Genomic DNA, 15,053 nt, shown 5'->3' with positions numbered 1-15,053 from the left:
CAAACAAATATGAAGTTCATATTCTTATTGTTAATCAGCATATTTTTTTGCACCAGTGCCCTATCTGATGATACAGAAATATACGGTGCAGCGGCCATTGACGAAGCAAATAGAGTAGACCCAAACGTTTTGTTTATAGTCGACACCTCAGGCTCTATGGATTTCGACGCAGTTTATTTTGATCAGCCGTATGACCCCAGTGTTACTTATCCAGGAAATTACAGCACAAATAGATTTTATATCGATGAAAATCAGGACCCTAATGAAGGTTTTGATTTATCTTTACTTCAAACAAGCCGATCGAATAATTGTGAGACAACAATAGAACAGTTAGCTGAAACAGGGAAAATAAGTGGGATCAAATACTACCAAATTCGACAACAGTACAAATGGTGGCAAGGCAAGTTCTCAGGACCGGAGGGATACCGAGACCTCCATCGATTATCAGATGGTGATATCACCTGCGATGGTGCATACGAGCACAGACTTTTCAGTGGTAATTACCTAAATTTTTATCATGACGATACCAATACCACAATCACTACCCGTATGGCTGCGGTAAAAAGTATTGTCTCGGATTTAACAAGAGACTTAAAAAACGTAAATCTTGGGCTAATGCGTTTCGATGGTGCTTATCAAGCAAGTAATGGCGGTGCGATCACCGTACCTGTTGATGATATTGATAACACGGGCGCACTCATTCGAAATAGCGTGGACTCATTTGAGCCATATTGGGGCACCCCGCTTTCCGAAACTCTTTATGAGGCACACCTCTACTTCGCCGGAAAGTCGGTAAAATTTGGTGACGACACATCACCAGAAAGCTCCGATGCTGCTATTGATGAAGAATCTAAATATATTTCGCCAATACAGCAGCAATGTCAGAAAAACCACATTATCTATTTAACAGACGGTGTCCCATCTGTAGATGTTGATGTCAATGCAGACATAAAAAAAATGATTGCTAGCTTAGGTGCGAATACAGGACTATCAAGTGATTGTAAAAACCATGGTATTGTTGCGGACAACGAAAACGATGAAAGCGGAATCTGCCTAGACGAGCTAGCTTATTACATGGCAAATGTCGATCATTCCGACAAACATGCTGGAATTCAAGTGGTGAATACACATGTAATTAACGCATTTGGTGACATAGAAGACGAAGATTCAACGTTTCTAAAAGATACTGCCAAGCTAGGCGGTGGGGGCTACTATAGAGCCGAAAACCCACTCGGTGTGGCCAGTGCGATAAATTCAATCGTTGCAGAAATATTATCATCTGATTCGACATTTACCGCGCCAGCAATATCCGTAAACGCTTTTAATAACTCTGAACACAGGGATGAGCTATTCTATGCTCTATTTAAGCCGCAAGATAATGCTAAGTGGGATGGCAACCTCAAAAAATATCGCCTGGGAAAGGATGGCAAAATTTACGACAAATACAAGCAAATAGCTATTGATCCATCTACAGGCTTCTTTTCGAAAAGCTCTAGAGATTTTTGGAATACAGCGCCTAAAGATTCTGATGAAGACGGAAAAAACGTAACGCTGGGCGGTATAGCCAACCTGATTGACCCAGCTAATCGTAAGATCTACACCAACAACGTCAATGATGCACTCGATACATTTAGAAATGAAGCGAGTGCAACATCGTTAGGCGTTTTAAGCAATCAAGTAGATACACTCAAAAACTGGGTTTACGGATACGAACAAGGCTCCACATCAAACTCACCTAGGTACTATATTGGCGACCCACTACATAGTGAACCTGTGGTAGTGACCTATGGCGGTACTGAAAAAGAGCCTGATAGTACCATTTACTTTGGAACCAATGAGGGCTTCATCCACGCGATCGACACTGATACCGGTCAAGAAGAGTTTGCCTTTATTCCAAGAGAACTTCACGATACTCAAATTACTTTATTTGAGAATACCGTCGACGCGGGAAATCGCCCTTACGGCATGGATGGCCCTATAACAACATGGATGTACGATTTAAACAGTAACAATGTAATATACGATGATAATGGTGCTTTGGAAGCAGGCGAGCATGCATACCTTTATGCAGGTATGCGTCGTGGCGGTCGAAACTATTACGCGCTAAATGTGACAGATCGCTCTAATCCTAAAATGCTTTTCAATATTGAGGGTGGAACGACAAACTTTGAACGTTTAGGGCAAACTTGGTCTGAAATGACCATCGCCAAAGTAAAGTTTGAAGGGAAGGATCGATTTGTTGCGTTTTTCGCGGGCGGATACGATACAAACCAAGATACGACGGATACAACAAGGACTAACGACACAACCGGTAATGCCATCTATATGGTTGATGCTAGAAAGGGTACTCGTCTATGGTGGGCAAGCAGAGATACCAATACTGATAATGATGATGGCGCTGGCACACCAAACCTGGTTATCAGTGAAATGAAAAACAGCATACCAGCTAGTGTTTCCGCCGTGGACATAAATGGTGACGGATACGTGGATTATCTATATGCGGCTGATACAGGTGGACGAGTTTTTCGCATTGATATCAAACAAGATAATAGCGGCGCATCAGACTTCGCAGAAGGCGGTGTCATTGCTGAGTTATCGGATAATACCAAGGCAGGAAATCGTCGTTTTTACAACAAGCCATCGGTTGCTATTGTTAAAGACAAGGATTATGGGGACTACCTAACAATCGCTTTAGGATCTGGCCATCGTGCGCACCCAATCTTAACTAAGGATGTAGAAAATCGTTTTTACGTTATCAAAGATTTTTACCCCTACGGGAAACCTAAAACTTACGTGAAAACGACGGAAGCAGCAGAAACTAAGACTTCCCTTGCGAAACTTGCCGATGGTACCTCTGAAGCGCCGAGTAAAAGTAAGGTATATAATGCAACCGCTCTTATGACTGGTGGCAAAACAAAGCTTACCAACGATATGAGACGCATAATGGCTGAAGGCGGTGGCTGGTATGTAAAACTCAATACAACTGGAGAAAAGTCTTTGTCACAAGCAACCACGTTTGCTGGTGCAGTTATTTTCACAACGTTTGCTCCAAAGGACACGACAAACGCCAGTCCTTGTGAACCGAATACAGGCGTATCCCGTGTCTATGCCCTCGATCAGCGATGGGCCATGGCTGCAGTGGATTTAGATAATGACGGCGATGTCGATGTCGATGATAGCAATAAAATACTCACAAACTCGGGTATAGCGCCTCGCCCCGTTGTCATTTACCGAAAAGGTGGTGGTAAATCTATTACCCTCGGAACGGAGAGTATTGACGATAGTCGCTTCAAAGAAAGCAGCACGGAGCAGTGTAATGCCAATAACTGCTACGTAACGCCAAATTACTGGAGAGAAAATGTTAAAGTTTACGAAGCACAAGAAGACACAGAAGAGACGACTGGAGGTTAGCTATGGTTTCTAGTGGTCAAAAAGGTTTCAGCCTTATAGAGCTAATGATTGTGCTGGCAATAATAGGCATATTGGCCGCGGTCATTATTCCGAACCAATCTGCTACTGTGAACAGAGCTTCTAGGGGTGATGGCATGGGCACACTACTGGATGTAATGCGCGCACAAGAAAACCATTTCGCCAATGACTTCACATATACAACGGATCTAACTGACCTTAACCTAAGCGACCCCTATGTATCTGGCGATTACAGTATTAGTGCTAGTAAATGTGATGATGGATCCGACTTAACTGCCTGTGTCAAACTGACCGCCACTGCGCAGGGAGGCCAAGCAGCAGACGGTAACCTCACACTTAATAGCCGTGGAGAAAAAACTCATAATGGCACTAACAAATGGATCAAATAACACAATTTGATGAATGAGTATCGCAAATAATCAAAAAGGGCCCTCGGGCCCTTTTTTCATTTTACGACTGCGTAATCACCCCTACTTCTGCTAAAATACGCCTTTCCAACACTGCATTTTTCATCAAGGGTTCATCCGTGTTTCAATCGTTCTCTCTCGACCAACGTATTCTTAAGGGTATTGAGGCACTGGGCTTTACTAAAGCAACAGATGTTCAACAGCAAACCATCCCTGAAGCACTCAAACAGCAAGACCTTATGGTCTGTGCCCGCACAGGCAGCGGTAAAACCGCCGCGTTTGTTGTCCCCATGCTGCAGCACTTGCTCACACATAAAGCCCCGAATTCAGGTACTCGAGCCCTTATTTTGGTGCCAACAAGGGAGCTCGCTAAGCAATTGCTCAAGCAATGCCAAGCTTTAGCAAAATTCACAGGCATTCAAAGCGGCATGATCACAGGTGGTCAGGAGTTTAAATTTCAAGCAGCTCTGTTCCGTAAAAACCCCGAAATCATCATTGCCACACCAGGTCGCTTGATCGATCACCTGAAGCAGAAAAAAGACCTGATGGAAGATGTCGAATACTTTATTCTGGATGAGGCCGATCGAATGCTGGATATGGGCTTCGAGGAAGATGTGCTGACCATCGCTAACGCCTGTTCAGGTAAAGCCAAACCACAAACTTTACTGTTTTCTGCCACTCTGCAACAACGTGGTTTAAAACATGTTATTAAGCAAATCCAAAACGATCCAGAAGAAATCGTTGTGGATAGCTTTCGTGGTGAGCACAGCAACATCGAACAGCACTACATGCTGGCTGATGATGATAAACACAAGCAGCGTATTCTTACTTGGCTATTGAGCAACGAAGAATATCGACAAGCGATCATCTTCACGAATACCAAAGAGAAAACTGAACAAACCTATCATTTCCTCAGCTATCACAATGTAGAAGTTGGCTACCTACATGGCGATATGACGCAGGATGAGCGTAATCATGTGATGACTCAAATGCGCAATGGTCGCTTTAAAGTTTTGGTCGCAACCGATGTGGCCGCTCGAGGCTTGGATATTCAAAGCATAGATTTGGTTATTAACTTTGATATGGCCCGCAGTGGTGATGATTATGTACACCGCATCGGTCGAACTGGACGCGCAGAGGCTAGCGGTAGCGCTATTTCCCTAATTGATCATACAGAATGGAATCTAAAGGCGGCTATTGAGCGTTACCTGCGCGTGAATATGAACCACAAATACGTGAAAGCCATCGCCGGCAACTATAAAGGCCCGAAAAAAGTAAAAGGTAACGGCAAGGCAGCGAGTAAGGGCAAACCCAAAAACAAAAAAGACGGGAAAAAAGGCCCTCAGTCGAAGGCACGTCCGACTAAGGGTAAACGAGACAACTCGAATAAGAAGAAACCTACTTCTAAACGCACCATATGGGGAGATGGTACCGCTCCTTTCAAACCGAAAAAGAAGCCGGAAGCATAAGCTTCCGGTTATCGGTTATTCCTCTTCGAAGATGACACCCACCTTCAATTTTTTCGCTTCGTAGATGGCTTCGCCGTCTACTTTCACAGTGCCGGTTGCAACTGCCACCGCCATCTTCTTGTTCTTCAGTAAACGTTCTAGCTCAATATGAAAGCTCACTGTTTCAGCATGAGGACGTACTTCACCGAAAAACTTCACTTCACCAATACCCAAGGCTCTTAGTTTTCCTTGATGACCTTGCGCAGCCAATATGGCACCTAGGCTTTGCCACATACCTTCGATACCCAAGCAGCCCGGCATGATTGGATCGCCCGGGAAATGGCACTTAAAGAACCATGCGGTTTCTTCAACAGGCATTTCGGCAATCACCATGCCTTTGCCCTGCTCTCCCCCTGCAATATTCAGTTCGCGTATATGTTTGATCACGCTTAACTCATCAATAGGCAACTGAATATGTACACCTTGCTGTGATAACTCTTCCAGCAACTCTGCTACAGACACATCTTGAATTTTGTTTGTAATAACGGCAGACCTTTCTTGCATAGTGACAACCTCATTTCAATAAGCGTACTCTAGTGCAGCGAAGCGCATGACACTTAACCTCATGCGCCAGCTAGTTGACTCTATGTCTCAATGGGGTAACCCAAGTGATCCAAACAAACCTTTTGCCATACGGCACAAGCCCGTAAAATCAGCGCTAGAATTACAATTAAAAAGGATGCTTATGAAGCACTTACTTACCTGTATGGCATTGCCGTTAGTGTTAACAGCTTGTGATCAAGCCTCTAACAGCCAACAGCCAAGCCAACCCAGTTACCCTGTTACGAAGAGTCCCGACTGGTATCAACAGGGACAAGCGAAAGTGACCCAGCAAAACCAAGCTTGGCAAAACATTCAAACGGAAAAAGGCTCTGCAAAAAATGCAATCTTTTTTGTCGGTGATGGGATGGGCATCAGCACTATAACCGCTGCACGAATTTTAGCTGGCCAAGAACGTGGCCAAAGTGGTGAAGAATACAACCTGAGCTTCGATCAATTCCCTTTTTCAGGACTTAGTCGCACCTATAACGTTGATGCACAGACGCCAGACAGCGCAGGCACTATGACCGCCATGATTACCGGTGTTAAAACCGATGCAGGTATCATCAGTATTAATGAAAAAGTTCAGCGCGGGAATTGCGAAAGCAGTAAAGGCAACGAACTCATCAGCGCTTTAGAGCTGGCGGAAATGGCGGGCCTATCAACGGGCATTGTTACAACCGCTCGTATTACACACGCCACACCGGCAGCTGCGTATGCAAAGAGTCCCGACCGGAACTGGGAAGACATAAGCGATATGCCGCAAGAAGCCATTGACGCAGGCTGTGAAGACATTGCGAGTCAATTAATTTACTTTAAAGATCGCGTTAAACAACGCTATGGAAAAGATATAGATGGTATTGAAGTGGCGTTCGGTGGCGGGCGTCGTCATTTTCTACCCAAACAAGCAGAGTTCAATAGTGCTGATGCTCAAAGTGATATAGAAGGTGATCGCACTGATGGCCGCCATCTTATTGAAGAGTGGCAGAGTCTTTATCCACAAGGACAATACATCATTGACGAAAACGGATTGAATACCGCTAACCCCAAGCAAACGCCTATCTTGGGTCTATTCAACGAGTCTCATATGCACTATCACCAAGACAGACACAATGATCGATCAGGTGAACCCAGCATTGAGCTTATGACACAAAAAACCATCGAGATTCTAAGCCAAAATGAAAAAGGCTACCTGCTCATTGTCGAGTCTGGCCGGATCGATCACGGACACCATGCAGGTAACGCCTACAACGCCCTACACGATACCATTGCACTATCAAAAGCCGTTGCACAAGCACAGCAACAAGTGGATACAAAAGAGACTCTGATGATGGTGACCGCTGACCATAGCCATGTATTTACCATGGCAGGTTACCCCAAGCGCGGTAATCCTATTTTAGGCAAAGTCGTTACCGTGGGTGAAGATGATATTCAATTAGCAGACGATGGCATGCCCTACACCACCCTTGGCTATATGAATGGTCGCGGCATGATGCACTTTGGTGACGAAACCAATGCAGGTCTGAGTTATAAAAATGAGATCAATGCCGGCCGTCATGACCTTCATGATTTGGATACAACACAAGCCGGTTATCACCAAGAGGCGTTAGTGCCTTTAAGCTCAGAAACTCACGGTGGTGAGGATGTTGGAATTTATGCTATTGGCCCCGGAGCTCATTTGGTCAGCGGTGTTCACGAACAAAATGTGATTTTTCATATTCTCGATCACGCACTAAATTTGCAAACACAGCGTCAGTAACTCAGTTACGAAACATCTTTGGTCCGCGGGGTAAACCAAGCTTGCCACGCGGGCAATATTCGCATCATCATGTAGGTAAAAATAGCGCTAAATAATAACAGGCTGAGCGTACTCACTTGCCAATCTAGTGTATAACGACATAATGCGAGCCAAGCAAAATATCCAATGACACTGTATTGCAGCCACAACATGAAAACCTGATACTCATCAGGCAAATTGCCATTCATTTTGCGCCCTACTATCAGTCCGATAAAAGCACAAATGTTCACAACAAACCCCACCACAAAAAACGAAGCAATGACAGCCAGCGGACTCCAGTCAGAAACTTGTGCCGATTTAGCAGGACCTGACCACAGAGCGTCCCAACTCACTGCTAAAATTAAACCGAACGTTACGAAATGTTGCGAATGAGACTCCGTTTCTTGTTGTAGCCACTCTGAAACCAAAAAGTGAGCTATCAATAAAAACGCCACTAGGCCAATAACGGGTGTTACTACAGGTAAAGCGGAGACGCTGTAATACGTCATCGCGTAGCCGAGTGCAGGAAAAAAAGTATGAGTAGCCGTAACCCCAGCAATCCAAAACGAAACTGCAGAAACAAGGCTAAGGTGTTGCGAACGAGTCAGTGTTGCCAATAATACATCAGCACCAATGCCCAACCCCATCAATAAACAGGCGGTATAAAACGATAATTCCATGGTACACCCTTTTTTATAAGGAGCAGTGTGACCATGGCGTATGACAAAAATATAACTAAAACATTAATAACTGATGACGACACTCAATTTTCCGCCATTAGCATTTTTTCTTGACGCTTATTATAAACAAATAAGCCTTTTGCATTCAGTAACACATCGCTATGCAAAACCTTTTTTTGCTCTTCAACGGAAAGACCAGATCCGTGGTGCTCAAGCTTTCTTAATAGCAGCGCCATGAGTTCTCGGTATATCCCTTCCACTTGTAAAGACTCTTCTAGGTCTGCATATTTTTGAGCAATTTGCACGAGCTCATCAATTTGATCGAATAACTGATGTGATAACTTCTCAGGCTCATGGACTTCGCCAAAATGCGTCAAATACATCACCTCTGGATCATAGCTGATAAGGCGCTGAATTGAACGTTTCAGCTTATCGGGATCGAACTGGACTGGAGTAGTTGTTGGAATGATAAAAGGTTTGCCGTTGTGATCCAGTTCCTTGTATGCAAGACCAAATGTATCACCTGTAAACCAACCTTGGGTTTGTTCATCAAAGATACAAAAATGATGATCAGCATGCCCCGGTGTGTCGATAAAGTGTAAACGACGTAGACCTAATATGACATCACTATTGTCTTTCATGACTGTCACACGGCGTTCATCCACTGGTAATAGCTCTCCGTAAGTACGTTGAAATTCTTGTTCACCATAAACAGCTGTGGCGCCCTGCTGGAGCTTGGAGGGATCAATCATGTGGCGTGCGCCCTTCTCGTGAACCAAAAGCTGAGCATGGCCCAACGACTCCATCAATTTACCCACACCTCCGGCATGATCCAAATGCACATGGGTAATGATGATAAAATCCACCTGCTCTGGGCTAACCGCTTGCTGTTCCAAGAATGCCAAAATTAATGGCACCGTATCATTGGTACCTGTTTCGATAATCGCCCAGCGCCCCTCACTTTCAATGGCATAACACGCAGCCATTTGCTTGCGCTGAAATCCAGTATCCAAGCAATATACTTTTCCCGGTAACGAAATGGCTGACATAACCTACCTCTTTACTTAGTAAGATTAGGCCCTTGGTATTGCCTAAAGGGCGAAAATAAACGAGTTTGCCAAAATATGTACGAAAAATGTGGTCATAGTTCGCCAATATACTCACGAATATTGCTGGGTTCAGAAGAATTGTTACAGCCTGCTAAACTCAAACCTATGTCCGAACAAAAAATAGACACTCAGGATTTTATACAAAATCCAATACAATTTTATGGCACCATGGCTATCGTCTTATTGATCATAGTCACGGGACTATTTGTATTATTAAATCATTATCAACAGCGCCAATCCCTGCTCGAAGAGTACGTCGATCAACAAAGTCAACGAATACAGGAACACCTTTCGCAAGTATCCGCACAGTTGGCGCTCGTTGCAAAAAGTACCTCTAGCCAAGTGGCTCGACAAGGCTTCCGGATGGGGATTAAAGAATACTCTACTGAGCGCGGAGAACTTACCAATGCTCAACGAACAGCAGTCAGCGATCTAAATCAAAGCGAATATACTTTAAACAATACGCAGCGCCGACTTTGGTATGACTATAGAATCCAATCATCATCACCAGAAGATACGACTTATTCCCGTATGCACGAAACATTTCACCAATGGTTCAAAGGAGTGTTGGAAACACTCAAACTCGAAGACTTATTAATGCTAGACCAACCATGGAAGACAATAATCTATAGCGTACAGAAGCAGCAAGATTTTGCGATCCCGTTAAAGTCTAGCCATCCAGAGTTTTATCAATACCTATTTAACAAGTCAGAGGGTAGACAAGAATCCTATTTTTATGATCAAGACAATCAGACACTATTTCTATACGAACCTATTTATCATGGCAATCAACTAGAAGCATATTTAATTGCGAACATACAAGTAGATAGCCTCTTATCTAAGCTCAACAATGTAGAAAGTCGCTCAGCCAAGTTTAAGATTACCCCAGGTTTAGAAGACTCAATCCAAAATCAAATGAACGCTCAATCTCCTTTTCCGATATCTGGAAAAGTGGTGGACTGGCAATGGCCATGGCCTATCTTACTCGTCATGAGCCTTAGCTTGATTGTACTACTTATATTATTTTTCATAGGCCTTGCTCGTGCTCAACATACAGCTTTAACCAAAAATCTTCACACGACAGAGGACTATCTATCGCTGGATTCCGATCAAACGAAAATGTATAGCAGCAAAGTAATTAAGCAGTTGGTGAATAAACTTAATCAAGAAAAAAATACACTTTCTACTGAATACCACAATATCGAAGATCAACTTGAACAAGATCTAGACAGTATTGAATATTTAATCAACCAAACCAATGATGAGCTCAATCATCAAGATGAAAATGAATTTATTCATCAATTAGAATTGTCTGGTGATAGCTCTAAAGTTAAGGAAAGTAATAAAGCGAATGGCTCACATAAAGACGAAATAGTAAATAAAAGTACTAGCGATAACCAATCAATTCATCCTCAGATTGAAGATAACTCAGTTGACTCTAAGCTTCATGAAAACACAATTAATACCCTCTCTCCTCAGCAATTGAATGAACATAGTCATAAACTGATTGAACGTAATCGAAGTCAATCACAAGAATTAAGCCGTGTCTTACAACATGCTAGTGAGCAAGTCAGTCACTTAGCAAAAGATAGTGAAAACGTTTATGGCATACTAGAAAATATTCAGAATATCGCCGAGCAAACTAATTTGCTGGCGCTCAATGCCGCGATAGAGGCCGCCCGAGCGGGAGAACATGGTAGAGGCTTCGCAGTGGTTGCAGACGAAGTTCGAAAGCTAGCTCAGCTGTCTCATGACAGTACCAATCAAATAAAGAACACCATTGATCAGCTAAAGAACGACTCGGAAGAATCTGTGAAGGCTATGGAATCGGCCCATAAGCTCACACAAGAAAATGAAAGACAAATGCAAGAGTTAGAAAAATTACTGAATCAATATATGAATATAAATAGTGAAAATGACGATAGTGATCATTTGGATAATCTAAAGAAAATGATTCTTGAAAAACTATATCAGTCACTAGAAATGCGCCGAACCCAACATCAGCGCATGGAACAGGTATTAAAAGCTCATAAGCAGGTAAAAATAAAAAACGAGCGAATCAAAAAACTCATTAAAGCCACTATGGGGCAATCCCGTTAGTCTTTACTAAACCAAATATTTCCATATTGGCTAGTGGCCTTCTGTTCACTATTATCTGTATCTGTCATGATCGCTACTGCATCAATATAGCGATAAGCCTCTTGGTTTTTCTCATCACTGCCTTTATCGCCAAAGTAACGAATAAGATCTTGATAAACATTACGTTTATTGGCATACCAAGTTCGAGGGGCACTTTCTTTTCCCTGAACCGCAAGCATGACAACATTCTCACCAGCAAAAGCATTGTTCCAAGTTTGCCCAACGGTTTGCTGGCTAGAGTAAACATAGTTAAGGGAAATGGTACTCCAGAACTGCCAACCTCCATCGATAACAACATAGATTCGAGCTACGTAGTCGTCTCCAGACTTTTTTGTTTCGTTTAGCGAGGATAAGAGAGATTCGGTTGACCAAGACCAATTAAGGAAAGGTGTTTGGAGTAAATCTATACGCTGCTCTTTAGCTATTCCAGAGGCACTGGACTCGCTAATAGCTTGCAAATATCGCTCTCCGTCTGAGTTTTTCCATTGATATTGAGTCTCGCCAGAAAAGGATTTACTTTGCCACTCAGATAGAGAAGCCTTTTGAGTATCTAAAATGACTTGGGCTTGTGTGGTAATAGAAAAAACAACCATCAACAAGGTATATACGCTACGCAACGAGCAATAACTTAACTCGCTGAAGCGTCTGTAACGACGCATGACTTTTTGCTTCAATTTCTAACTCCAACTGTTCAATCATATGAAATATTTCAGCTTGATCATAAAACAGATTTTTTAAAGTAGGAATGAAAGATTGAGCATGTTCAAATTGTTGCTTTTTTAAATAGGCTTCCAATTCAGCAATCATATTTCCTTTTCCTTTGGAGGAGCCAGCTAGGGCTATTAGGACATTACTATTATTTTTATTTATATATTTAGATTACACATTCAAATAGTGAAAGCAAACTGTGTTGGGAATAAGGCTTAAATGGGCTACTATTGTCTAATATTTTAGACACAGTGTATGTTATTCATGGATTTTCAAACCCGACTTCTTGAAGAAAGCGATGTATCACAGATACTAACCCTGCAAAATCTGTGCTTTCCAGAAGTAGAGCCCGAATCCGATATAAGCTTTATTAACAAAATAAAGCAGAGCCCTAGTACTTGTTGGGGAGTATTTAAAGACGGCACACTAAAAGCCTATTTGATCGCCATTCCGTGGAGGACTGGGCGGCCACTGAGCCTCGACCAAATAGATGTTTTGTGCGTAAACCCAAATTGCCTGTATCTGCATGATTTAGCTGTTTTGCCTGAAATGCGAGGTACAGGTGCAGCGCAAACACTATTAAAATACTTCTTTAAGGCACTGCTCAAAAAGAAGTTTAGCAGAGCAGCACTGGTTGCAATCCAAGGCTCCAAACCTTACTGGGAACGGCAAGGGTTTTCAGTACAAGCTAGTTCAAATGCAATAAATGAGAAGCTTGCCAGCTATGGTAGCGAAGCATTTTATATGGAATACCATTGTAAATAGTTAAGCAATAAAACCATCAAAAGGTTCAATCATGACCTCTTCGTCCTGCTCGACGTGTCCTCGTTCTTGTTCCAAGACAATGTAGCAATTCGCTTGACTCATACTGGTTAATAGCCCACTACCTTGACCACCTGTTGCTTGAACCCAAACCTGTCCGGATACATCGGTATGATAAATGGCACGCTGAAAATCGGTGCGTCCAGGACGTTTACGCAATGGTTTAGTTGTTTTGGCTTTAATCCTTATTCTCGACTTATCTTGTTCACCTTGTAACTTGCGTAATATGGGAAAACCTAATTGATGCAACGTCACCATAGAACTAACCGGATTCCCTGGTAAACCAATGAAATAGCTGGAAGGCAGACGTCCAAACGCAAAAGGTTTTCCGGGTTTAATGGCTACTTTCCAAAAATCAATTTGACCCAGTTCTTCAACCACTTGCTTACTGTAATCCGCCTCGCCTACCGAAACACCTCCTGAAGTGATGACCACGTCTGCTAGTTCGTCGGCTTTTCGAAACGCATTTCGTAATTCCTCAAGATCGTCACGGACAATTCCTAAATTAATGACCTCAACACCAAATCGCTCTAGCATTGCACTTGAAGTAAAACCATTACTTTCATAAAACTGGCCAGGAGCAAGCGGTGTTCCTGGTATTTGCAGCTCATCCCCTGTGCTAATAACCGCAACTTTAAGGGGAGAAACAACACTAACCTTAGACAAGCCCAGTGATGCTAAAAGGCCAATATCTGCGGCCTTCAGACGGTGCCCCTTTTTGAGGACACAAGCACCCTTAGCAATATCTTCTCCTTTAGGTCGCACATTTTGACGAGAGCTGGCCGCTTCACGAAAACTCACCGTATTGTATAAACTGTTATTGTCACTCTCGACGTTAGCATTTTCTTGCATGATTACGGCATCTGCGCCTTTAGGTATTTCGCCGCCCGTCATGATGCGAACACACTCTCCTTTCTTTACTTCGCCCGTGAAAGGGTGCCCTGCATACACAGTGGCAATTACAGTGAGTGAAGCGGTAGAATCCTCAGCCTTCATAGCATAGCCGTCCATAGCACTGTTATCAGCGTGCGGAATATCAAAAGGGCTAACCACATCCTCTGCAAGGATTCTCCCCAAAGCCTTATCAATCGAGAGGGTTTGCGGTAAAGAATTTAGTCTTGTTACTTGATGAAGTATTTGCTCTAGAGCGTCATCTAAAGGCACTAAACTAGGGTGAGAACAACTATCCACTGGCGATTTACCCGTGTTGATACATGATATGAATTAGTCTATCAGCCAATTGGACCGACTCAAAAGACTATATTGTCGCTAAATAGCTAAAAAATCATAAGATTTAAAGGTACAATATGGCCAAAAAACAAATAGCATCTTATGAATAAAATCCTGATTATTGACGACCATCAAGTCTATTTAGATGGACTTGAGCTGATCGTGCAATCTCATCTGGAAGAGACATTTGTATTAAAGGCAACGGACTACCAAACAGCACACGAAATTTTGCTAGCGCATCCCGATATTGACTTAACACTGATCGATTTATCTTTGGGGGAATCATCAGGTCTTGAAGTATGGAAAGAGCTTAAGCACATTCATGGCCCTATTCCTGTGGCCATTCTTTCAGCATCAGAAGAAGACGTTGATATAGCGCGTTGTAAACGCTTGGGCGCATTAGGCTTCATAAAAAAATCATCGGACAACGCTGTACTCACTCATGCCATTTCTAAAATGCTAGATGGTGAACCCTACTTTCCATATGATTTGAGCAATATTCCGAATATTGAATTAACCCCACGTCAAAGGGAGGTCCTTCAGTTATTGGCCCAAGGTTTACCCAACAAAGCAATCTGCCGAGAACTGAATATGAGTGAAGCTACAGTAAAAACTCACCTGCGCACTATCTTTGCTTTGCTGAACGTAAATACACGAACTCAATGCGTAAACGTCGCTCAGCAATACAGTTTGATTTAGACACA

13 protein-coding genes are annotated in these 15,053 nt (G+C 42.9%); 7 read left to right on the top strand and 6 right to left on the bottom strand.

Annotated elements, in window-relative coordinates; translation table 11 throughout:
• Positions 1 to 9: 9 nt before the first annotated feature.
• From HF888_RS04125 to HF888_RS04115, 3 genes are all read left to right on the top strand, one after another.
• Entirely contained in the window at positions 10 to 3,411 is a 3,402-nt protein-coding gene (locus HF888_RS04125) for a pilus assembly protein (protein ID WP_007016737.1), read from the top strand.
• 2 nt (positions 3,412 to 3,413) lie between these two features.
• On the top strand, positions 3,414 to 3,818 hold the full coding sequence (locus HF888_RS16720; RefSeq protein ID WP_007016736.1) for a type IV pilin protein: 405 nt from the start codon (positions 3,414 to 3,416) through the stop codon (positions 3,816 to 3,818).
• Positions 3,819 to 3,955: 137 nt separating this feature from the next.
• Positions 3,956 to 5,305, top strand: coding sequence for a DEAD/DEAH box helicase (locus tag HF888_RS04115; protein ID WP_007016735.1), 1,350 nt, complete (start codon positions 3,956 to 3,958; stop codon positions 5,303 to 5,305).
• Positions 5,306 to 5,320: 15 nt separating this feature from the next.
• Here the strand turns inward: HF888_RS04115 and fabA are convergent, their stop codons facing one another.
• A complete protein-coding gene (fabA, locus tag HF888_RS04110) occupies positions 5,321 to 5,848 on the bottom strand; it encodes a bifunctional 3-hydroxydecanoyl-ACP dehydratase/trans-2-decenoyl-ACP isomerase (protein WP_007016734.1) in 528 nt (175 codons plus the stop codon).
• Positions 5,849 to 6,029: 181 nt separating this feature from the next.
• Between fabA and HF888_RS04105 the strand changes: the two genes are divergently transcribed.
• Complete coding sequence (locus HF888_RS04105; protein WP_243469361.1) at positions 6,030 to 7,643, top strand: alkaline phosphatase; 1,614 nt, start codon at positions 6,030 to 6,032, stop codon at positions 7,641 to 7,643.
• A gap of 5 nt (positions 7,644 to 7,648) precedes the next feature.
• Here HF888_RS04105 and HF888_RS04100 read toward each other — a convergent pair whose 3' ends face one another.
• Together HF888_RS04100 and HF888_RS04095 are read right to left on the bottom strand one after the other, a co-directional pair.
• A complete protein-coding gene (locus HF888_RS04100; protein ID WP_007016732.1) occupies positions 7,649 to 8,341 on the bottom strand; it encodes a manganese efflux pump in 693 nt (230 codons plus the stop codon).
• A gap of 83 nt (positions 8,342 to 8,424) precedes the next feature.
• Positions 8,425 to 9,390: an MBL fold metallo-hydrolase gene (locus tag HF888_RS04095; protein ID WP_007016731.1), complete on the bottom strand. Its 966-nt coding sequence runs from the start codon at positions 9,388 to 9,390 to the stop codon at positions 8,425 to 8,427.
• Positions 9,391 to 9,465: 75 nt separating this feature from the next.
• Between HF888_RS04095 and HF888_RS16715 the strand changes: the two genes are divergently transcribed.
• A complete protein-coding gene (locus HF888_RS16715) occupies positions 9,466 to 11,550 on the top strand; it encodes a methyl-accepting chemotaxis protein (protein ID WP_007016730.1) in 2,085 nt (694 codons plus the stop codon).
• Here HF888_RS16715 and HF888_RS04085 read toward each other — a convergent pair.
• Positions 11,547 to 12,248, bottom strand: a complete 702-nt coding sequence (locus HF888_RS04085; protein WP_050757990.1) for a DUF3047 domain-containing protein — start codon at positions 12,246 to 12,248, stop codon at positions 11,547 to 11,549. The two genes, HF888_RS16715 and HF888_RS04085, sit on opposite strands and share 4 nt — an antisense overlap.
• The gene (locus tag HF888_RS04080) at positions 12,199 to 12,396 is read right to left on the bottom strand and encodes a hypothetical protein (RefSeq protein WP_007016728.1); all 198 of its coding nucleotides are present in this window, start codon (positions 12,394 to 12,396) and stop codon (positions 12,199 to 12,201) included. Before HF888_RS04080 ends, HF888_RS04085 begins: the two co-directional genes overlap by 50 nt.
• Before the next feature lie 165 nt (positions 12,397 to 12,561).
• Between HF888_RS04080 and HF888_RS04075 the strand changes: the two genes are divergently transcribed.
• The gene (locus HF888_RS04075; protein WP_165837005.1) at positions 12,562 to 13,062 is read left to right on the top strand and encodes a GNAT family N-acetyltransferase; all 501 of its coding nucleotides are present in this window, start codon (positions 12,562 to 12,564) and stop codon (positions 13,060 to 13,062) included.
• Here the strand turns inward: HF888_RS04075 and moeA are convergent, their stop codons facing one another.
• Complete coding sequence (gene moeA, locus HF888_RS04070) at positions 13,063 to 14,310, bottom strand: molybdopterin molybdotransferase MoeA (protein ID WP_007016726.1); 1,248 nt, start codon at positions 14,308 to 14,310, stop codon at positions 13,063 to 13,065.
• A 141-nt stretch (positions 14,311 to 14,451) separates the two neighbouring features.
• On the opposite strand from moeA, the gene HF888_RS04065 reads away from it, so the two are divergent.
• A complete protein-coding gene (locus HF888_RS04065; RefSeq protein ID WP_007016725.1) occupies positions 14,452 to 15,048 on the top strand; it encodes a response regulator transcription factor in 597 nt (198 codons plus the stop codon).
• The last annotated feature ends 5 nt before the right edge of the window (positions 15,049 to 15,053 follow it).

The organism is Bermanella marisrubri (genome assembly GCF_012295615.1).
Classification (GTDB): Bacteria; Pseudomonadota; Gammaproteobacteria; order Pseudomonadales; family Oceanobacteraceae; genus Bermanella; species Bermanella marisrubri.
This window is presented reverse-complemented; position numbering and strand designations above follow the sequence as displayed.